Source organism: Candidatus Dechloromonas phosphoritropha (genome assembly GCA_016722705.1).
Lineage (GTDB): Bacteria > Pseudomonadota > Gammaproteobacteria > Burkholderiales > Rhodocyclaceae > Azonexus > Azonexus phosphoritrophus.
The window spans coordinates 653,367-673,221 of record JADKGN010000004.1; the positions used below are offsets into that span (position 1 = coordinate 653,367).

General features: G+C 59.4%; 19 protein-coding genes. 13 read left to right on the top strand and 6 right to left on the bottom strand.

What is annotated here, in order from left to right; translation table 11 throughout:
- The first annotated feature begins 14 nt into the window (after positions 1-14).
- The 4 genes from IPP03_08750 to IPP03_08765 are packed head-to-tail and all read left to right on the top strand — an operon-like array spanning position 15 to position 1,901.
- A complete protein-coding gene (locus IPP03_08750; GenBank protein MBL0352734.1) occupies positions 15-578 on the top strand; it encodes an RNA polymerase sigma factor in 564 nt (187 codons plus the stop codon).
- A complete protein-coding gene (locus IPP03_08755) occupies positions 575-958 on the top strand; it encodes a DUF3619 family protein (GenBank protein ID MBL0352735.1) in 384 nt (127 codons plus the stop codon). The genes IPP03_08750 and IPP03_08755 overlap by 4 nt, the downstream gene beginning before the upstream one ends.
- Complete coding sequence (locus IPP03_08760; protein MBL0352736.1) at positions 928-1,482, top strand: DUF3106 domain-containing protein; 555 nt, start codon at positions 928-930, stop codon at positions 1,480-1,482. Before IPP03_08755 ends, IPP03_08760 begins: the two co-directional genes overlap by 31 nt.
- Positions 1,482-1,901 (top strand): RDD family protein, encoded by a 420-nt coding sequence (locus IPP03_08765; protein ID MBL0352737.1) that lies wholly within the window; start codon positions 1,482-1,484, stop codon positions 1,899-1,901. Before IPP03_08760 ends, IPP03_08765 begins: the two co-directional genes overlap by 1 nt.
- 10 nt (positions 1,902-1,911) lie before the next feature.
- On the opposite strand, the gene lptG is transcribed toward IPP03_08765, so the two are convergent.
- On the bottom strand, positions 1,912-2,997 hold the full coding sequence (lptG, locus tag IPP03_08770; GenBank protein MBL0352738.1) for an LPS export ABC transporter permease LptG: 1,086 nt from the start codon (positions 2,995-2,997) through the stop codon (positions 1,912-1,914).
- Entirely contained in the window at positions 2,997-4,079 is a 1,083-nt protein-coding gene (gene lptF, locus IPP03_08775; GenBank protein MBL0352739.1) for an LPS export ABC transporter permease LptF, read from the bottom strand. Before lptF ends, lptG begins: the two co-directional genes overlap by 1 nt.
- 71 nt (positions 4,080-4,150) lie before the next feature.
- On the opposite strand from lptF, the gene IPP03_08780 reads away from it, so the two are divergent.
- The 4 genes from IPP03_08780 to IPP03_08795 all read left to right on the top strand — a co-directional run bounded on the left by IPP03_08780 (position 4,151) and on the right by IPP03_08795 (position 9,426).
- Positions 4,151-5,647 carry a leucyl aminopeptidase gene (locus tag IPP03_08780; GenBank protein MBL0352740.1) on the top strand — a complete coding sequence of 499 codons (1,497 nt, stop codon included), beginning with the start codon at positions 4,151-4,153 and terminating at the stop codon, positions 5,645-5,647.
- Positions 5,644-6,066 (top strand): DNA polymerase III subunit chi, encoded by a 423-nt coding sequence (locus IPP03_08785; protein MBL0352741.1) that lies wholly within the window; start codon positions 5,644-5,646, stop codon positions 6,064-6,066. The genes IPP03_08780 and IPP03_08785 overlap by 4 nt, the downstream gene beginning before the upstream one ends.
- Before the next feature lie 10 nt (positions 6,067-6,076).
- Positions 6,077-6,436 carry a hypothetical protein gene (locus tag IPP03_08790; GenBank protein ID MBL0352742.1) on the top strand — a complete coding sequence of 120 codons (360 nt, stop codon included), beginning with the start codon at positions 6,077-6,079 and terminating at the stop codon, positions 6,434-6,436.
- 65 nt (positions 6,437-6,501) lie between these two features.
- Complete coding sequence (locus tag IPP03_08795; GenBank protein MBL0352743.1) at positions 6,502-9,426, top strand: valine--tRNA ligase; 2,925 nt, start codon at positions 6,502-6,504, stop codon at positions 9,424-9,426.
- A 237-nt stretch (positions 9,427-9,663) separates the two neighbouring features.
- Here the strand turns inward: IPP03_08795 and IPP03_08800 are convergent, their stop codons facing one another.
- From IPP03_08800 to IPP03_08810, 3 genes are all read right to left on the bottom strand, one after another.
- Positions 9,664-10,518 carry an aminotransferase class IV gene (locus IPP03_08800; GenBank protein MBL0352744.1) on the bottom strand — a complete coding sequence of 285 codons (855 nt, stop codon included), beginning with the start codon at positions 10,516-10,518 and terminating at the stop codon, positions 9,664-9,666.
- 361 nt (positions 10,519-10,879) lie between these two features.
- The gene (locus IPP03_08805) at positions 10,880-11,107 is read right to left on the bottom strand and encodes a sulfurtransferase TusA family protein (GenBank protein MBL0352745.1); all 228 of its coding nucleotides are present in this window, start codon (positions 11,105-11,107) and stop codon (positions 10,880-10,882) included.
- A gap of 37 nt (positions 11,108-11,144) precedes the next feature.
- Positions 11,145-12,593, bottom strand: a complete 1,449-nt coding sequence (locus IPP03_08810; GenBank protein ID MBL0352746.1) for a M48 family metallopeptidase — start codon at positions 12,591-12,593, stop codon at positions 11,145-11,147.
- Between the two features lie 64 nt (positions 12,594-12,657).
- On the opposite strand from IPP03_08810, the gene moaC reads away from it, so the two are divergent.
- Positions 12,658-13,167: a cyclic pyranopterin monophosphate synthase MoaC gene (gene moaC, locus IPP03_08815; protein MBL0352747.1), complete on the top strand. Its 510-nt coding sequence runs from the start codon at positions 12,658-12,660 to the stop codon at positions 13,165-13,167.
- Positions 13,168-13,279: 112 nt separating this feature from the next.
- Here moaC and IPP03_08820 read toward each other — a convergent pair whose 3' ends face one another.
- Positions 13,280-13,483, bottom strand: a complete 204-nt coding sequence (locus IPP03_08820; GenBank protein MBL0352748.1) for a cold-shock protein — start codon at positions 13,481-13,483, stop codon at positions 13,280-13,282.
- Positions 13,484-13,744: 261 nt separating this feature from the next.
- Here IPP03_08820 and clpS point away from each other — a divergent pair, with 261 nt between their 5' ends.
- The 4 genes from clpS (at position 13,745) to mgtA (ending at position 19,821) form a co-directional block, all read left to right on the top strand.
- Positions 13,745-14,053, top strand: a complete 309-nt coding sequence (gene clpS, locus IPP03_08825; GenBank protein MBL0352749.1) for an ATP-dependent Clp protease adapter ClpS — start codon at positions 13,745-13,747, stop codon at positions 14,051-14,053.
- Positions 14,053-16,311: an ATP-dependent Clp protease ATP-binding subunit ClpA gene (gene clpA, locus IPP03_08830; GenBank protein MBL0352750.1), complete on the top strand. Its 2,259-nt coding sequence runs from the start codon at positions 14,053-14,055 to the stop codon at positions 16,309-16,311. Before clpS ends, clpA begins: the two co-directional genes overlap by 1 nt.
- 63 nt (positions 16,312-16,374) lie before the next feature.
- Positions 16,375-16,866, top strand: a complete 492-nt coding sequence (rraA, locus tag IPP03_08835) for a ribonuclease E activity regulator RraA (protein ID MBL0352751.1) — start codon at positions 16,375-16,377, stop codon at positions 16,864-16,866.
- Positions 16,867-17,079: 213 nt separating this feature from the next.
- Positions 17,080-19,821, top strand: a complete 2,742-nt coding sequence (mgtA, locus tag IPP03_08840) for a magnesium-translocating P-type ATPase (protein ID MBL0352752.1) — start codon at positions 17,080-17,082, stop codon at positions 19,819-19,821.
- Positions 19,822-19,855 lie beyond the last annotated feature (34 nt).

Below are 19,855 nucleotides of genomic sequence, written 5' to 3' on the forward strand. Positions count from 1 at the left end.
CGGAAGAGACAACCCTGGCATCACCCAACGAACTGGCTTATTTTCTTGAATCCGTTGAACGGCGCGCATTCAAGCAGGCAATGTTTGCCGTGCGCGAACAGGAAAATGCGCTCGACATCGTCCAGGACAGCATGCTCAAGCTGGCCGAAAAATACGGCGACCGTCCGGTCGACGAGTTTCCGATGCTCTTTCAGCGCATCCTGCAGAACACGATTCGCGATTTCTATCGCCGCAGCAAGGTTCGCTCGATGTGGACGACCGTTCTGTCGGCATTTTCGCCTGACGACGATGACGATCGCGACCCGCTGGAAACCCTGGCCGCAGATGAGGGCCCGCATGGGCCGCATACGCCGGAAAGCCACCTTCTGCAGGCCCAGACCCTTACTGCAATCGAAGACGAGATAAAAAAATTGCCGGCACGTCAACGGGAAGCCTTTCTCATGCGTTACTGGGAGGACATGGACGTCGCTGAGACCGCAGCGACGATGGGCTGCTCAGAAGGCAGCGTAAAAACTCATTGTTCGCGCGCCACCCACGCGCTAGCAGCCGCCCTGTCGGCAAGAGGGATAAATTTATGAACGAAGAACGTTATGCATCGCGAGTTCGGCAGGCGCTGAACCATGGACTGAAGGACATCCCCACAGCCCCCTCGCGGCGATTGGAGGCTGCCCGCCACATCGCGCTGTCGCGCCAGAAACAAGTCGCGCCGCAGATGGTTCTGGTGGGTCACAAGGCTTCCCCATTCCGTTTCGCACCGAACAATCGCTATGTGCGGCAGATACTTGCCGTCGTCGCGCTGTTGCTTGGAATGTGGATTTCCTTCTACCTGGACAGCGTGAAGTACGTCAGCGCAATTGAAGAGGTTGACAGCGCGCTACTTTCCGATGACCTGCCTCCCGAAGCCCTCCTGGATAACGATTTCTTCGAATGGTTAAAAGACGACACATCAGCGCAGTAATCCTTGGGCTGGTCCTGGCCGCCCCGCTCGCTGCCCAGCCACCGACCACCGCAGTCATAGGCACCCCGCCGCAACCGGGCTGGAGCCTGCTCAGCGCGCAGCAGAAGGCAACCCTCGCGCCACTTGCGAGGGATTGGGACGATCTCGACAATATCCGCCGCAAGAAGTGGCTGGGCATTGCCGAGCGCTATCCCGCCATGAAGCCGGACGAACAACGGCGGATGCAGGAGCGCATGCGAGAGTGGGCAAATCTGACCCCTGAGCAGCGCGCCAAGGTCAGGGACACCTACAAGGAGTTCAACCAACTGCCGTCGGATCAGAAGCAGACGGTCAAGCAGAAGTGGGAAGCCTTTTCGAGCCTGCCTCCCGAGGAGCAGCAGCGATTGCGCCACGAAGGCAAGTCATCCAGTCTTCTCGCGCCACCACCGGGTGCCGAGCTAGCGCCCACTCCTCAGGAGCAGTTTGCTGCGGACGCTGAAAATACGGCAACCACCCAGCAACCTGTCGAGCCCGGGAAGAATTGATGACCTGTGCTGTGCCCGGCATCGGGCGCCGGCTTGCGAGCATGCTGTACGAGAGCCTGGTCGTATTTGCTGTGCTGCTGATCGGGTTCCTTCTGCCGCAGATATTACTCTCCGGCTTTGGTCTTGCCATGACGAGCAGGTTGCTGTGGCTGCACATGCTGCTGCTGCTGATGGTTTATTTCGTATGGTTCTGGCTAAACGGTGGGCAGACGCTGCCCATGAAGACCTGGAAACTCCGTCTCACCGGTGCCGATGGGCGACCACCGAGACCAATGCAAGCCCTGCTGCGCTATCTGGCTGCGTGGCCTAGCATCCTGTTGTGCGGCATCGGACTGTTCTGGGCGTTGTTCGACAAGGACCGGCAATTCCTGCACGACCGTATCGCCGGCACTTGCATCGTCTTCGCCGAAGGGCAATGAGTGCGCCGCCTCAGCGACGCTCGACCCACCACAGCATCACGATGGCTGCCAGCAGAAATACGGCCGAGGGCGCTACGGCACTGGCAAAAGGTGGCCACGAGTTGATCGCGCCGAGATTTGAAAAAAGACCATTCAGCATGTAGAAAAGGATGCCGAACATCACACCGACGAAAAGCTTCAGGCTGATTCCGCCAACCCTGCTGTGCGAGTAACCAAAGGGCAATGCTAAGGCAACCATCACGAAGGTGGTCAAAGGATATACCAGCTTTTTCCAGATCGCGATCTCATAGCGGCCAGTCTTCTGCCGATTCTCCGACAAATGCTGCAGGTAACCCGACAGCCCGACGAGAGACATCCGGTCCGGCGACACCATCAGTGTCGACAACAATTCTGGTGTGACTCCCGACCGCCACTCGTCAGTCTCGGTCCGTTCGACCCGTGCCGTGTCGCCTTCCAGAATCGTGCGCACTACACCATGCAAGAGCCAGTGTTCAGGCGGACTGAAAGTTGCCTCGCGGGCTTCGGTGACCGACTCGAGCGCGTTCGCCGAGTCGAACTTGTATATGCGGACAGATTGCAGGCGCGCATCCGGAGTTGCATAAAGAACATTAATGAAATTTCGTCCGTCCTTCAGCCAGAGGCCGGTCGTAAAGCCATGCTGGGCGATAATCCTGCTCAACGCCCGCGCTCTCAGTTCCTGGGCATGACGTTCGGACACCGGCACCAGTACCTCGCCGACGAGTATGGTGAGCAAGGCCAGCAGTCCGGCGACCCGGAACAGGGTCAGCAGCAAATCGCGGGTCGCCAATCCGGAAGCGCGAAGCACCGTGATTTCAGAATGCCGGGCCAGCGTGGAAAGCGCATAAAGAGTTCCAATCAGCGCGGCGATGGGAATCAGTTCGTAAACCAGCCCCGGAAGGCCCAAGGCCACGAAAATGACCGCATGGCCAAATTGATACCCGGCTTTTCCGACGCTGGGCAACTCGTTGACCAGGTTAAAGAAACTGAAGAGCGCGAGGAATGCCGCAAGCACAAGGAAAATGGCCGCGAATGTTTCGCGCATCAGGTAACGCTGATAGAGACGTAGGCGAAACATCACGCGCCTCTTCTCTGCCACGGCATCGATACCGCGATCCGCCTGTAGAACAGCAACAGCAACGGGAGTGTCATCAGGGCATGAACGGCCCAGACGCCGATCGAGAACGACAGCTTGCCCTGCGCCACCCAAGCCTGACTGAGTGACATAAGGTTATTGTAGATGGCGTAGATCAGAATGGCGATCAGCATGTTGGCGGAACGACCGGCGCGCGGATTCACATAGGAAAGGGGAATTGCCATCAGCGCGAGGATGATGGCGGAAACGGGCATTCCGATCCGCCACAACAACTCCCCCCGGGCTTGATTGCTGGTCTCGCGCACCAGTTCGGTGAGCGGCAGGCGGCTCGGAGAACGCTCCTCCGGCTTGACCTCGCCATCCTCCGTGCGAACCTTGTAGCGCTCGAAGTCCATGACCTTGAACCGCGGCGTTCCCGGCTCGACCTCGTAACGTCGGCCATGTTCCAGAACCACGAAGCGATCGCCGTTTGGCGCGATTTCCTGATAACCCGTATCCGACATCACCACGCCCAGTTTGCCCTCCTGCATGGACGCGACAAAGACATTGCCGACCCTGCTCGCATCGTCTGCCAGCGACTCGACGAAGATGACGCGGTTTCCGCGCTTGGCTTCGCGGAACAGGCCAGGCGTCACCTGCGAGACGTCGCTGCGCGCCGAGAGCCGCTGCTTGTATTCATCCGCGTTGTATTGCGCCCATGGCGACAGGAAGCCGGACAGTGCGGCAATGGCCAGCACGATCGGCAAGGCAAACCTTAGTACCGGGCGAATCCATGCCGTCAACGGCTGGCCGCAGGAAAACCAGACCACCATTTCCGAATCACGGTAAGCGCGTGAGAGCTTGAGCAGAATCGCTACGAACAGCGTCAGGGAGAGTAGTACCGGCATGAAATTCAGGGTCGCGAAACCGAGCAGCGAAGCCACCGCCTCGGGCGCGATCTTTCCACCGGCGGCCTCTTTCAACAAGCGGATGAGTTGCGTTGAGAGGAGGATCGCCAGCAGTACGACACCGATGCCGGATGCTGCCTGGGCCAATTCGCGCCGGGCGGCGCGCTCGAATATCATGCTTTGACGAAACCAAAAAAATGCGGGGATAATCCCACGGATATTGAGATGTCCATCAACTGGAGCAGCGAGTGGAATTTAGCATAAAAAGTGGCAGTCCGGAGAAACAGAGAAGTGCTTGCGTCGTAGTGGGGATTTTCGAATCAAGAAAGCTTACCCTGCCCGCCGAATTGCTGGACAAGGCCGCCGGCGGCTATATTTCCGACGTCGTCCGGCGGGGCGATATGGAAGGCAAGGCCGCGACCACCCTTTTGCTGCACAATGTACCCGGCACACTCTGCGATCGTATCCTGCTGGTTGGCCTCGGGAAGGAAAAGGAGTTTAACGAAAAGGAATTCCTCGGCGCCATCCGCATCGCCGTCAAGACAGTCGACGCGACCGGCGCTTTCGACGCGTCTTTCTTCCTGACCGAATTGCCCGTCAGGAAAAGGGGGGTCGCCTGGCGCGTACGCCAGACAGCGATGATCGCGCTCGAGGCCACCTACCGTTTCGACAGGTTCAAGACCAAAAAGGACGAGGTGCGCCGCCCATTGCGCAAGCTGACGCTGGCGGTGGAGCGGCGCAACGAGCATGGGCAGGCCGAACGAGGCTTGGCCCAGGGAATTGCGATCGCCGAGGGGATGGCCGTGGCGAAAAATCTTGGCAACCTGCCACCGAACATCTGTCACCCGGCGCATGTGGCCGAGCAGGCCCAGGCAATGGCGCGGGAATTCAACCTGGAATGCGAGGTTCTCGAGCGCGCCGACATGGAGAAGCTCGGCATGCACTCGCTGCTCGCGGTTGCCGCCGGTTCGCACCAGCCGCCCAAGTTGATCGTGCTCAGCTACCGGGGCGCCACGGCTGGTACGAAGCCTGTCGTCCTGGTCGGCAAGGGCGTCACCTTCGACACTGGCGGCATATCGCTCAAGCCGGCGGCCGAAATGGACGAAATGAAGTATGACATGTGTGGCGCCGCTGGTGTGCTGGGTACCCTGCAAGCCGTCGCGCGCCTGAAGTTGCGCATCAACCTGACGGTAATTGTGCCAGCTACCGAAAACATGCCCGGTGGCGGGGCCACCCGCCCGGGAGACATCGTCACCTCGATGTCCGGCCAAACCGTCGAGATACTCAATACCGACGCCGAAGGTCGCCTGATACTCTGCGACGCGCTGACCTACGCCGAACGTTTCGAACCAGACACCGTCATCGACGTCGCGACGCTGACTGGCGCCTGTGTCGTCGCCTTGGGCAGTGCCGCCAGCGGCCTCTTCGCCAACTGCGACGCGCTGGCCCGAGAACTGCTCGCCGCCGGCGACGAGGCGCACGACCGCGCCTGGCACATGCCGCTGTGGGACGACTATCAGGATTTGCTGAAGAGCCCGTTCGCCGACATGAGCAACATCGGTGGCCGCTGGGCCGGGGCCATCACCGCCGCCTGCTTCCTGTCGCGCTTCACCAAGAAGTTCAAGTGGGCGCACCTCGACATCGCCGGCACCGCGTGGAAGTCGGGAGTCGACAAGGGCGCTACCGGGCGACCTGTTGCCCTCCTTACCCACTACCTGCTGCACCGTGTCGGCCAGCTGAATTGACGCAAGTCTTTTTCTACCATGGCGCGTCGGACAAGATTGCCGCAGCCTGTGCGTTGCTTGGCGGCGCCTACGCCAAGAACAAGCCGGTGCTGGTCTACGCTCCCGACAACGACGTCGCCAACGACGTCGACCGCATGCTGTGGACCCACTCCGCGCTGAGTTTTGTGCCGCACTGCCGGAGCGGATCGCCCCTCGCCGCCGAAACACCGATCCTGATCACCGACAATCTTGATCAACTGCCGCAGGATGACCGCCTGATGAATCTCAGTGAGGTCGTCCCGCCTGGTTTCTCCCGCTTCCACAGCCTGATCGAGGTAGTCGGTCGGGAGGAGACAGATCGCGGCAGCGCCCGCGATCGCGTGAAGTTTTACAAGGATCGTGGGTACGAGGTCCGCTATTTCGACCTCGGCGAACGTTAGGAGATACCCAATGAGCAGTCCCGTCCTCGCCCGTGCCGACAAGCTGATGCGGCGGAAAAGATCGCGAAGCGCGGATAGCGACGACGTGCCGGTTCTTGTCGACGCCATCGACCCGGACACGGATATCCCGGTTCTGCTCGATGCCGAGCCTGCCCTTGCGGCATCCAGAGCAAATCCCGAAATGAAGCGCGGCGCAGAGCCACAAGCCGGTATCGCGCTTGATGGAGAAATGCTCGACATCTTCGCCCATGAACTCGCCCGGCGCGTCCATGATCGCATGGCGGCCGAACTCCCGGCCATTGTCGAGACCACCATCCGCGAATTCCTTAGCGAGCCGGAGATCGTGGCCCTGATCCGTCCGCGCGACTGAGATCGCGGCAAGGCCTTCGCCGCGCTCCGGTATAATCATGGGTTTTCCCCTTTTATGCCAAGCTCATGGAACTCGCCAAAGCCTTCGAACCCGCCGACATCGAACGCCGCTGGTACCCCGAGTGGGAAGCCAAGAATTACTTCGCCGCCGGGGTCGACCGCAACAAATCGGATAATTTCTGCATCCTGCTGCCGCCGCCGAACGTTACCGGCACGCTGCACATGGGCCATGGCTTCAACCAGACGCTGATGGATGCGCTCACCCGCTATTACCGGATGCGCGGCCACAACACGCTGTGGCAACCGGGCACCGACCACGCCGGTATTGCGACGCAGATCGTCGTCGAGCGCCAACTGGATGCGCAGGGCATCTCGCGCCACGATCTCGGCCGCGAAAAGTTCTTGGAAAAAGTCTGGGAATGGAAGGAATACTCCGGCAACACCATCACCAAACAAATGCGCCGCATGGGCACCAGCCCAGACTGGAAGCGCGAACGTTTCACGATGGACGCCGGCCTCAACAAGGTCGTCACCGAAACCTTCGTTCGCCTCTACAACGAAGGCCTGATCTACCGCGGCAAGCGCCTGGTCAACTGGGATCCGAAGCTGCACACCGCCGTCTCCGATCTGGAAGTGGTGCAGGAAGAAGAAGACGGCTTCATGTGGCACATCCGCTATCCGCTGGCCGATGGCAGCGATAGCCTGGTCGTCGCCACAACGCGCCCGGAAACCATGCTTGGCGACACCGCCGTCATGGTGCATCCGGAAGACGAGCGCTACAAGCACCTGATCGGCAAGATGGTAAAACTGCCGCTGACCGATCGCGAAATCCCGATCATTGCGGATTCTTACGTCGATCTCACATTCGGCACCGGTTGCGTCAAGGTCACGCCGGCACATGACTTCAACGACTATGCCGTTGGCCAGCGCCATAACCTGCCGATGATTTCCATCCTGACGCTGGACGGTAAGATCAAATCATCCCCAATCGACGATTTTTCTTGGGGACATCGTGTGGGTGGCTTGGCTGATTCAGAATTGGTTGGCAAAAGCACCACTGACTACATTCCCAAGAAATATCGTGGCCTTGACCGCTTTGACGCCCGCAAGGCCATCGTTGTCGACCTCGAAGAACAAGGCCTCCTACTCAAGACCGACAAGCACAAACTCAAGGTACCGCGCGGCGACCGTACCGGTGTCGTCATCGAACCGATGCTCACTGACCAGTGGTTCGTCGCCATGTCCAAGCCTGGCGATGACGGCAAGTCGATCACCGAAAAAGCGCTCGATGTCGTCCATTCCGGCGAGATCAAGTTCTATCCGGAAAACTGGGTCAATACCTACAACCAGTGGCTAAACAATATCCAGGACTGGTGCATCTCACGCCAGTTGTGGTGGGGCCACCAGATTCCTGCCTGGTACGGTGACAACGGGGAGATTTTTGTCGCCCACAACGCGGAAGAAGCCAAGGTGGAAGCGACCAAGGCCGGTTACAACGGCGCTCTGACCCGCGACCCGGATGTCCTCGACACCTGGTACTCCTCCGCCCTGTGGCCGTTCTCGACGCTGGACTGGACTGGTGATACGGCAACTGACGCGGTCAACCCAATTTTGCAGCAATATTTGCCGTCGACCGTGCTGGTCACCGGTTTCGACATCATCTTCTTCTGGGTCGCCCGTATGGTCATGATGACCAGGCACATCACCGGCAAGATCCCGTTCAAGCACGTCTACGTGCATGGCCTGATCCGCGACGGTGAAGGCCAGAAGATGTCCAAATCGAAAGGCAATGTGCTTGACCCGATCGACCTGATCGACGGCATCGGCCTCGAGGCGCTGATCGAAAAGCGTACGACCGGCCTGATGAACCCGAAGCAAGCCGAGAGCATCGCCAAAAAAACGAAGAAGGAATTCCCGGACGGCATTGCCGCCTTTGGCACCGATGCCCTGCGTTTCACCTTCGCCTCACTTGCCTCGCCAGGCCGCGACATCAAGTTCGACCTCAACCGCTGCGATGGCTACCGCAATTTCTGCAACAAGCTGTGGAACGCCACACGCTTCGTGCTAATGAACGTCGAAGGCCACGACCTGGCGCTCGACCACCAACAGCAACCGAGCACTGGTGTCTGCGTCGTGCCGACCGGGGAACCGCGCCTCAAGTTCAGCTTCGCCGACCGCTGGATCGTCAGCCAGTTGCAACGCGTTGAGAAGGAAGTCGAACAGCATTTCGTCGATTACCGCTTCGACCTGCTCGCCCAAGCCATTTACAAGCTCGTCTGGGACGAGTTCTGCGACTGGTATCTTGAAATTTCCAAGGTCGAGATCCAGACCGGCAACGAGGCGCAACAACGCGGCGCCCGCCGCACCGTGGTGCGCACGCTTGAAGCGATCCTGCGTCTGGCCCACCCGCTGATCCCTTTCATAACTGAAGATCTGTGGCAGACCGTGGCCCCGATCGCCGGGCGCAAGACGCACGACTCGATCATGCTCGCCCCCTATCCGCAGGCCGACCTGAGTCGCCTCGACGAAGCCTCGGAAGCCAAGGTCGAGCGCCTCAAGGCCCTGACCTACGCCTGCCGCAACCTGCGCGGCGAAATGAATGTCTCGCCCGCCCAGCGCATGCCGCTGCTGGTCGCCGGTGGCGGTGAGGAAATTGCCGAGTTCGCGCCGATCCTGCAGGCGCTGGCCAAGCTGTCCGAAGTACAGATTGTCAGCGACATGCCGGCCGACGCGATGGCGCCGGTCGCCGTGGTCGGTGAAACGAAGCTGATGCTCAAGCTTGAAATCGACGCCGCCGCCGAACGCGAGCGCCTGAAAAAGGAAATTGACAAGCTCGAAAAGCAGATCGCCATCGCCCGGAGCAAACTCGACAACGAAAGTTTCGTCGCCCGCGCTCCAACTGCCGTGGTCGATCAGGAAAAGCAGCGCATGGCCAATTTCACGGCGACGCTGGAACAGATCAAACCCCAGCTTGCCCGGCTGGGACACTGAACAAGGAAAAATATGCCCGGCGACCACCGCAGTTTTCTTGCCAAGATTTTCCTGGCCATGATGATCTTCACCGGCCTGGTTTGGGTGTGGACCGTAGCCTTCATCATTTCCTGGCCGTGGGAGAAAAGTGACGTCTGGAAGCCCGAGTTCCGGGTCGTTGCCGTCTGCTCCAACAATGAGCCCTGCGGCTTCGCCTATGGCGACCTGGCCGATGCCAAGGCCAAGGGTCTCTTCACCTCACTGACACCTGCCGAACCGGCAGGCGACATCGAGGAAGCGCAGAACTGGCTGAAATGGAAAGTTGACAAGGGAATCATCGAAGCCAAGGCCTCCTCCTGGCATTTTCAGACGACCATCCGCTACAAGGTGGAAGACGACACCCCGATTCTGATAGAGTATCAGGACGTAGCGGCAAAGGCGTTCTATTTCGGTGTGGCCGCTGCCCTGTTTACATTGATCGGCCTCTACCTGCGCCGTCTGCGCGGTTGATTCCCCTTCCCTTTGAGGCGCTTCCGGGCCGGGCAAGCGGACACTGAGCAGGCCACGCAGGGCGTTGCCCAGCCAGAAATCCGATTCCAGGTCATCCGGCATCGGTACCGCCTCTCTCGCCCGGCCGCTGGCTAGGAGCCTGTCGGACTTAGGAAATGCACGACCGCTACGGAGATTTTCAGAGGTGCTTTGGGCGAAAGCGCGTTCGAAACTGTTGTAAAACTGAAAATTCCGCCTAATTTCTGAGCGTAAATCCCATTTGGCATGGTTTTCCGAGAAAGTCCGACAGGCTGCTAGCAGTTCGGCGCGCAGAACACCGGGAAGGCAGCCGCTGCTGGAGAGCGACGGTGTCAGCAATGTTCCGTCGCGGCCAACGAAGACATTGCTGCGAGCGCCTTCGGCCACCTCGCCCCGTTCATTCAGAAACACCGGGTCGAAGAGCGAAGAGCCTGCCGGAAGACAGCGCAGGGCGTCATCGATCGGGTTACCAGACGTGCGCCTGCCCGTTCCAGGAAAAGCTTCGGAGAAAGCGAAACGACGCCGCCCGCGGCATCGCCAAGGAAGCCTCCATAGCTGACTGTCTGCCGGGGCGTAGACTGCCAGAGGGTGGCCAACCTATTCAAATATCAGCTGAAAGGTGAAGTTGGCCTGATAGCAGTCGCCAGCGGAAATCTAATCCCGGATACGGTCGACCGCTGCTGCATGGCAATTTTCGTCGATGCCCGCGCGTAGCGCGCCGACCCGTCCTCGCCAAGCCAGGTCTCGACCGTGGCAGCATCCATGACGAAGCGATGCCTGAAGCGCCAGAAGCGCGCGAGCGGCCGCTTTCGACAGCCTCCAGCGTTGCGGTCAGACTGGCTTCGTCGCAAACCGTCACACAGTCGACAGAGTCTTCGAAACGCCAAGCGACTGAGCTACCCCCGCAGTGCCCGCCGATTTTCGAAAAGCGCGAGAAACGCTGGATCTATTTGCGCTTGAGGTAGAACTCGAAAACGCGGTTTTTTTCCTTCTGTTCCAGCAACTCATTCCCGGTCTGCTTGGCAAAGGCGGCAAAATCCTTGACCGAACCGGGGTCGGTAGCCTGCACGCGAAGCACCTGGCCAGTTTCCATTTCAGCCAGCGCCTTCTTGGTACGGAGAATGGGAAGCGGGCAGTTGAGCCCCTTTACATCAAGATCGCGATCAATTTCCATGGCGGGTCACCCAATATGACGACAGCGGATTCTACCCCTAATTCCGCCGTTCCTTCATCTCCTCGATCTGCCGCTTCCTCATCTCGCGCAGACGACCGTCGATCATCGACATCTCATAGAAGTTGGCATCACCGGCCTGCTGCGCCAGTTGCAGTTGTTCGATTGCCCCGGCTGTCTGTCCCTTGAGAGCGGTCAGTTCCGCCAGTGCAAGATGATACTGCGAACGATGCCCGAGACCGGCATGAGAATCTGCCCGCAACTTGAGGAAACGCGCATCCTGAGGGTGGTTCTGCAACTGGTCGTCGGCAAACCTGAGAGCAGCGGCAAACTGCTTCTCGGCGAGCAGGGTGCTGCCGTAGCCATAGAGCAACGGCATGTTTAACGGGTAGCGTACTATCGCCTCGCGGTAAAGCGTCAGGCCCGCATCCTTCTGGCCACGGCCGATCTTGACCTCGGCAAGTTGCCGGTCGACCATCGGTGACGCCATCTTGAGCTTGCGCACAACGACAAGCTCCTGTTCGGCAGCCGCCCAGTCCCGGTTGCGCGCGAGAGCCACCGCCAGTCCATAGCGCGTACTTGCCTCGGAAGCGTACTTGCGCTCGCGCAACAATGTCTCGAACTCCTTGACCGCGTCCACGGGACGCCCCTGCAACGCCCGCACCCTGGCCCGCACCAGTTGAAATTCCGGACTGTCGGCAACCTGACGGTAGGCGATGGGCCGTTCGCGATTCTGCATGTCGGACATGCGCTCGCCGGACAGCGGATGGGTCCGCAGGTAGGCGGTGGCATTATTCTCATACTGGCGCGTCGACTGCTGCAGACGTTCGAAGAACGCGGCCATTCCGCGCACATCGTAGCCGGCGCGGCGCAGGCTCTCGAAACCCAGGCGGTCGGCTTCGCGTTCGAAATCACGCGAGAAAGCCAGTTGTGCCGACATGGCCCCCGCCTGCGTGGTGCTGATCGCCGCCATGGCCCCCTGCGGGCTGGAGCGCGCGGCAAGCAGCGCGAGCCCCATGGCTACCATCGAAGCCATCGTGAGCTGTTTCGACTGATACATTTGGCGCGCGATGTGGCGCTGCGTCACGTGCGATATTTCGTGGGCGAGAACGCCGGCAAGCTCCGATTCGGTCTGCGCCGCCAACAACAGTCCGACATGGACACCGATGAAGCCGCCCGGCATCGCGAACGCGTTAATGCTCGTATCATCGATCGCGAAGAACTGGAAGCCCAATCCGGGATCATTGCTGACGGCAACGAGACGCTCGCCGAGCTGATTCAGATAATTTTCGACGTCCGGATCGTCGAGATAAGACGCCTCGTGCCAGCGAATCTCGTCCATGATCTTCTGGCCGATCTTCCTCTCGGTCGCCAGCGAGAGATCGTTACTCGCCACGTCGCCCAGTTCGGGAAGATCGTCGGCGTACAATGGCTGCGCGATCAGGGCAAAGGCCAGGAATCCGGAGAGCAGACGATGCGAGACAGACATCATGCCATGATACACTGGGCGGTGTTTGACCCCGCTGCCCACTCGTAACCAAACGTAACAAATCGTGACTGATCAAATACTTACCCATTTCGACACGTCCGGACAGGCGCACATGATCGATGTCGGCGGCAAGGCCGAAACGGTCCGCGTCGCTCGCGCCGCCGGCAGCATCTTCATGCAGTCGGCGACGCTGGCGCTCATCCACTCCGGGTCGGCGAGCAAGGGAGACGTTCTGGGAATCGCCAGGATTGCCGCAATTCAGGCGTCCAAGCGGGCCAGCGAACTGATCCCGCTCTGCCATCCGGTCGCCTTGACCCAGGTCAGCGCCGAGTTCGCAATCGACGTCGCGCAGAATGCAGTGCACTGCTCTGTCACCGCCGAATGCCTTGGACGCACCGGCGTCGAGATGGAGGCGCTGACCGCCACGGCCGTCGCCCTCCTGACCGTATACGACATGTGCAAGGCAGTCGACCGCGGCATGCGTATCGAGAACGTTCGCCTGCTGGAGAAATCGGGAGGAAAGTCCGGCCACTGGGCCACCAGCGAAGTGACAAACGCAACTGCGAGCGTTTGACATTCGCCGCAGTCCGCCGATCTGACGACATGAAACTGCGAGGTCATGGAGCCGGAAAACAAATAGCCCGCCTGGTGTTCAGACGGGCTTGAATTAGCTGCCTACCCGTTGCTCAGGCTGCCTGGATGTTGGAAGCCTGCTTGCCTTTGGGGCCTTGCACAACGTCGAAGGAAACTTTTTGACCTTCTTTAAGTGTCTTGAAACCGCTCATGTTGATGGCGGAAAAATGTGCGAAAAGATCTTCGCTGCCATCGTCAGGAGTGATGAAGCCAAAGCCCTTGGAATCATTGAACCACTTGACAGTACCGATTGCCATGTTTGCAACTTTCTTACAATAAGCGAATAAATTACGGGTCTCCCCGACTCCCTGTTTGAGTTCAGTGACCCGGCTCACACGGCAACCTTGATGCAACGTGAATCCAAACACAAGCGCTTTCTACCCCCGTCGTCTCACAGCGTCAACAAATTTAATTGACGCGGCGCAGCATAAGCTACGGAAAATGCAGCACTTTCCGGGAATTTTTTTGTTCCTGCGGTAACAGTTGCACAATGGAATGGACTGTATAGAATCTGTTTCATGGCTACGAAGTCTCAGGAAGGGAGTCTGCTGGAAGCACAACGTGCCAAGGCGATGCCTCCAAAGATGTACAAGGTGCTGTTGCTGAACGACGATTACACGCCGATGGAGTTCGTGATCGTTGTCCTTCAGCGTTTTTTTGCCATGGACACTGAACAGGCGACAAGAATCATGCTCAAAGTTCACAATGAAGGTCGCGGCGTGTGCGGGCTGTTCCCGCGCGACATCGCCGCTACCAAGGTTGAACAGGTAGGTGCGTTCGCCCGTCAGCACCAGCACCCGCTAGCTTGCATCATGGAGGAAAACTGATGATTGCCCAGGAACTCGAAGTCAGCCTGCACATGGCTTTTGTCGAAGCACGGCAGAAGCGTCACGAGTTCATCACCGTCGAGCACCTGCTGCTGGCGCTGATCGATAATCCGTCGGCGGCCGAGGCGCTGCGCTCCTGCGGCGCCAAGCCCGAGTCGCTGCGCAAGGATCTGACCAATTTCATCAACGAACACACGCCGACGGTTTCCGGCGAGGACGACATCGACACCCAGCCGACGCTCGGTTTCCAGCGCGTCATCCAGCGCGCCATCCTGCACGTCCAGTCGTCCGGCAAGAAGGAAGTCAATGGCGCCAATGTGCTCGTCGCCATCTACGGCGAGAAGGACTCGCACGCCGTCTATTTCCTGCAGAAACAGGGCATCACGCGCCTTGATGTGGTGAATTTCATCTCGCATGGCATCGCCAAGGTTCCGCAGCAGAAGAATTCACCAGAAGGCGAAGTGGAAACCGAAGGCGAAAAGGAACAGGCCGGTCCGCTCGAGCAATACACGATCAACCTCAACGCGCTGGCGCTGCAGGGCAAGATCGACCCGCTGATCGGCCGTGACCGCGAACTGGAGCGCGTCATCCAGACGCTGTGCCGGCGGCGCAAGAACAATCCGTTGCTGGTCGGCGAAGCCGGTGTCGGCAAGACCGCCATCGCCGAAGGCCTGGCGCGGCGCATCGTCGAATGCAACATCCCGGAAATTCTCGCCAAGGCCAACGTCTATTCTCTGGACATGGGCTCGCTGCTCGCCGGCACCAAATATCGCGGCGATTTCGAGCAGCGCCTCAAGGGCGTCATCAAGCAGTTGAGCGACAATCCGCACGCCATCCTGTTCATCGATGAAATCCATACGCTGATCGGCGCCGGATCTGCTTCGGGCGGCACGCTGGACGCCTCCAACCTGCTCAAGCCGGCGCTATCGTCGGGTGCCTTGAAGTGCATTGGCGCGACGACCTACACCGAATTCCGCGGTATTTTCGAGAAGGACAGCGCCTTGTCGCGACGCTTCCAGAAGATCGACGTCAACGAACCGTCGGTTGCCGAAACCGTGGATATCCTCAAGGGTCTAAAAGCCCGTTTCGAAGCGCACCACGGCATCAAATATTCGGCCACCGCGATCAGTTCGGCCGCCGAATTGTCCGCCCGCTATATCACCGACCGCCACCTGCCGGACAAGGCAATCGACGTCATCGACGAGGCTGGTGCAGCGCAGCGAATCCTGCCGAAATCGAAGCAGAAAAAAGTCATCAACAAAACCGACATTGAGGAGATCGTCGCCAAGATCGCGCGTATTCCGTCGCAGCATGTCACGACCGACGACCGCGGCGCACTGAAGAATCTCGATCGCGATTTGAAGGCTGTCGTTTTCGGCCAGGACAAGGCGATCGACGCGCTGGCCCGGGCGATCAAGATGGCGCGTTCGGGCCTCGGCAATCCGGACAAGCCGATTGGCTCCTTCCTGTTCAGTGGCCCAACCGGCGTCGGCAAGACCGAAGTCGCCAAGCAGCTCGCCTATGCCCTGGGAATCGAGCTGACGCGCTTCGACATGAGCGAATATATGGAGCGCCATGCCGTTTCGCGGCTGATCGGCGCCCCGCCAGGTTATGTCGGCTTCGACCAGGGCGGCTTGCTGACCGAAGCAATTACCAAGAAACCTTACTGCGTGTTGCTGCTCGACGAAATCGAAAAGGCGCATCCGGACATCTTCAACATCCTGCTGCAGGTCATGGATCACGGTACGCTGACCGACAACAACGGGCGCAAGGCCGACTTCCGCAATGTCGTCATCATCATGACGACCAACGCCGGCGCCGCCGATCTGCACAAGTCGAGCATGGGCTTCACCAACTCGAGGCAAACCGGTGACGAAATGGTCGAAATCAAGCGCCTGTTCACGCCGGAGTTCCGCAACCGCCTGGACGCCACCATTTCCTTTGCGTCGCTCGATCACGACGTCATCATTCGTGTCGTCGACAAGTTCCTGATTCAACTCGAAGAGCAACTCCACGAGAAGAAGGTGGAAGCGCACTTCAGCGATGCGGTCAAGGAAATGCTCGCCACCAAGGGCTTCGACCCGCTGATGGGTGCCCGCCCGATGGGCCGCCTGATCCAGGACACTATCCGCTCGGCGCTCGCCGACGAACTGCTGTTCGGCAAACTGGCGAACGGTGGGCATGTCACGGTCGACCTCGACAAGGATGGAAAAATCAGGCTCGATTTCGAGGAAGAAAAAGCCGAAGCCGTCGTATAAAATTCCACTTTCATTCAATCAAGCCATGCGATGCGTGGCTTTTTTTCTGCCAGGGAGACCGCCATGACCTTCAAGACCGCCGATCTTTGTGACGAATTCGAAGCCGAACTCGGCAAGACCGTTCGCATCGTGACCCCGATGTTCCAACGCTACGGCAAGCGCCAGCGCTTTTCCGGAGAGATCGTCACGCTCAAGGTTTTTGAGGACAACTCGCTGGTGCGCGAGGCCTTCGCCGAAAACGGCACCGGCAAGGTTCTGGTCATTGACGGCGGCGGCTCGCTGCGCTGCGCCCTGATCGGCGACCAACTGGCCATTCTGGCGCAAAAAAATGGCTGGGAAGGCGTAATCGCCTATGGCTGTATCCGCGACTCCGCCGACATCAACGGCATCGACATCGGCGTCTGTGCCCTCAACACGCATCCCCAGAAAAGCATCAAGAAAGGCGTCGGCGACCGCGACATAGCCGTAACCTTCGGCGCAGTCACCTTCAATCCCGGCGAATTCCTCTATGCCGATAAAGATGGCGTTCTGGTCAGCAACAAGGCTTTGTGCTGAGGCAGGAAACATCACCGTTGCGGTCGACGGGAAAAATCGATGAAAACGCGGGCTATCCCCATTTGTTCGCGACTTCATCCCCTGTCACCCGACGTTTGTGTTCAAAGCCCTTCAAGCTCTGATCTGCCCTGCCCTCTCCTTGATTGACTACCCGTTGTGGCCGAAAATGGTGCCATCGTTGTATGTGATTGACTGATCGTTGAGCAAGACAACATGAACATTTTCAGTCAGTACTTTGGCCGATTCTTGGCATTGCGTCAGAGCAGCAGCCTGTTCCGGCGTCGGGCCATCCTCGATTCGCTGTCGCGCGGCAGGCGGGCCGAGCGCCTCTCCGAAACCTTGAACCGCCGCTTGGTCGATCAGGCAAGCTGCGAACTGGCGGGTTTGCTGGCGCAGATGGACTCGTCGGTGCACGGACTGAGCGATGCACAAGCCGACAACCTGCGTGCGCAACATGGCCTCAACGAGGTTGAGCACGAGCGCCCCGTGTGCTGGTGGCGGCATCTCTGGCTGAGCTACAACAACCCCTTCAACCTGCTCCTGACCCTGCTCGCGGCTGTTTCGGGTTTCACCCGGGACACCCAGGCGGCGGTAGTGATCAGCAGCATGGTGCTGCTGGCAACCTTGATACGCTTTGTCCAGGAGCGGCGCTCCAATCAGGCGGCCCTGTCGCTCAAGGAGCAGGTGAGCAACACCGCCAGCGTGAGAAGGCGCGTCGATCCGGCCGAAGTCGAGGCAGCCACCAGTGTCGCCCAAGCGGCTGGGGGCACGATCGAGATTCCGATCAGGCAACTTGTGCCCGGAGATATCGTAATGCTGTCGGCTGGCGACATGATCCCGGCGGACTGTCGCATTATGACCGCGACCGACCTGTTCGTCGGCCAATCGGCGATGACGGGCGAGTCCCTGCCAGTGGAGAAGTTCCCCGCCGCAAGATCCGAATCCCCGTCCGCGCTGGACATGGCCAACCTGGTGTTCATGGGCACCAACGTCATTTCGGGTGCGGCCAGTGCGGTCGTGCTGGCGACCGGCAACGACACTTATTTCGGCACCCTGGCGCGGCGCGTTACGGGTGTCAGCGGCGGGGCTGAAGCGAACGCCTTTCAGGTCGGCGTGAACAAGGTCAGCTGGTTGCTGATCCGCTTCGCGCTGATCATGGTGCCCCTGGTGCTGCTGATCAACGGTTTTACCAAGGGTGACTGGCCCGAAGCCTTCCTGTTCGCCCTGTCGGTGGCGGTCGGCCTGACGCCTGAAATGCTGCCGATGATCGTCACCTCGACCCTCGCTCGCGGCGCAGTGATGCTGTCGCGCAAGAAAGTGATTGTCAAGCGACTGGACGCGATTCAGAGCTTCGGCGCCATGAATCTGCTGTGTACCGACAAAACCGGCACGCTGACCCAGGACAAGATTGCGCTGGCACGCCACACAGATATCGCTGGCCACGAATCTGACGAGGTGCTCGGCTTTGCCTATCTCAACAGCTACTACCAGACCGGCCTGAAAAACCTTCTCGACCGCGCGGTTCTGGAGCATGTCGAGCTGAAAACCGAGCTGGACGTTGCCCGGAACTATAAAAAGATCGACGAGATCCCGTTCGACTTCGAGCGTCGCCGCATGTCTGTGGTGGTGTCGGAGCGCGCGCATCACCACGAGTTGATCTGCAAGGGCGCGGTGGAAGAAATGTTCGCCGTGTGCAGCCATGTGCGCTATGAGGGACAGACCTATCCGCTCGACGCCAGCGTACAGGAACGCTTGCAGAAGGTCACACGCGAGTTGAACGAGGACGGTTTGCGCGTGGTAGCGGTCGCCATGAAAGAGATACCGCCCGATCATGTGGTTTACTCCAAGGCCGACGAAGCGGGGCTGACGCTGATCGGCTATATCGCTTTTCTTGACCCGCCCAAGGAGTCGACCGCGCCGGCGCTCAAAGCGCTGGCTGCGCACGGCGTCGTCGTCAAAGTGCTCACCGGCGACAATGAACTGGTTACGGCCGAAGTCTGCCGTCAGGTCGGACTCGTCGTCGACGGCCTTGTACTCGGTCCGCAGATCGATGCCATGGACGACCAGGCACTGGCCGTGGCAGTCGAACGTAACACGGTCTTTGCCAAGCTCTCGCCGCTCAACAAGGAGCGCATCGTGCGCAGCCTGCGCGGCAACGGCCATGTCGTCGGCTTCATGGGTGACGGCATCAACGACGCACCGGCGCTGCGTGCCGCCGATATCGGCATTTCGGTCGATGGTGGCGTCGACATCGCCAAGGAGGCGGCCGACATCATCCTGCTCGAGCGCAGTCTGATGGTGCTCGAAGAGGGTGTCATCGAGGGTCGCAAGACCTTCAGCAACATGCTCAAGTACATCCGCATGGCGGCCAGCTCCAACTTCGGCAACGTCTTCTCGGTGTTGATTGCCAGCATTTTCCTGCCCTTCCTGCCGATGTTGCCGCTGCAACTGCTGGTCCAGAACCTGCTGTACAGTATTTCGCAGATCGCCATCCCATTCGACAACGTGGATACGGAACTGGTCAGCCGACCGCTGACGTGGAATCCCGACAGCATCGGTCGCTTCATGCTTTTCTTCGGGCCGCTCAGTTCGATCTTCGACATCTTCACGTTTGGCCTGATGTGGTTTGTGTTCAAGGCCAACACCGTCGAACATCAGGCTCTGTTTCAGTCGGGTTGGTTCGTCGTTGGTCTGCTGACGCAGACGCTGATCGTGCACATGATCCGCACGCCCAAAATCCCCTTCATCGAAAGCCGTGCCGCCTGGCCGCTGCTGGGAATGACGCTGCTCATCATGGCCGTCGGCATTTTCCTGCCGATGGGGCCGCTGGCCGACTACTTCAAGCTGCAGCCGCTACCCTGGTCCTATTTTGTGTGGCTGCTCGGGATCTTGTTCAGCTACGCCCTGCTGACCTCAATGATGAAGCGCTACTACATCCGCCGCTTCGGCTGGTAATGAAAGAGAAATTAACCCGAATTTTTCATAAAAG

Coding starts and splice junctions, on each gene's coding strand:
- IPP03_08755 (MBL0352735.1), top strand. CDS start 575: ATGAACGAAGAACGTTATGCATCGCGAGTTCGGCAGGCGCTGAACCAT.
- IPP03_08760 (MBL0352736.1), top strand. CDS start 928: ATGGTTAAAAGACGACACATCAGCGCAGTAATCCTTGGGCTGGTCCTG.
- IPP03_08765 (MBL0352737.1), top strand. CDS start 1,482: ATGACCTGTGCTGTGCCCGGCATCGGGCGCCGGCTTGCGAGCATGCTG.
- lptG (MBL0352738.1), bottom strand. CDS start 2,997: ATGTTTCGCCTACGTCTCTATCAGCGTTACCTGATGCGCGAAACATTC.
- lptF (MBL0352739.1), bottom strand. CDS start 4,079: ATGATATTCGAGCGCGCCGCCCGGCGCGAATTGGCCCAGGCAGCATCC.
- IPP03_08790 (MBL0352742.1), top strand. CDS start 6,077: ATGAGCAGTCCCGTCCTCGCCCGTGCCGACAAGCTGATGCGGCGGAAA.
- IPP03_08795 (MBL0352743.1), top strand. CDS start 6,502: ATGGAACTCGCCAAAGCCTTCGAACCCGCCGACATCGAACGCCGCTGG.
- IPP03_08805 (MBL0352745.1), bottom strand. CDS start 11,107: ATGGAAATTGATCGCGATCTTGATGTAAAGGGGCTCAACTGCCCGCTT.
- IPP03_08810 (MBL0352746.1), bottom strand. CDS start 12,593: ATGTCTGTCTCGCATCGTCTGCTCTCCGGATTCCTGGCCTTTGCCCTG.
- IPP03_08820 (MBL0352748.1), bottom strand. CDS start 13,483: ATGGCAATCGGTACTGTCAAGTGGTTCAATGATTCCAAGGGCTTTGGC.
- clpS (MBL0352749.1), top strand. CDS start 13,745: ATGGCTACGAAGTCTCAGGAAGGGAGTCTGCTGGAAGCACAACGTGCC.
- clpA (MBL0352750.1), top strand. CDS start 14,053: ATGATTGCCCAGGAACTCGAAGTCAGCCTGCACATGGCTTTTGTCGAA.
- rraA (MBL0352751.1), top strand. CDS start 16,375: ATGACCTTCAAGACCGCCGATCTTTGTGACGAATTCGAAGCCGAACTC.
- mgtA (MBL0352752.1), top strand. CDS start 17,080: ATGAACATTTTCAGTCAGTACTTTGGCCGATTCTTGGCATTGCGTCAG.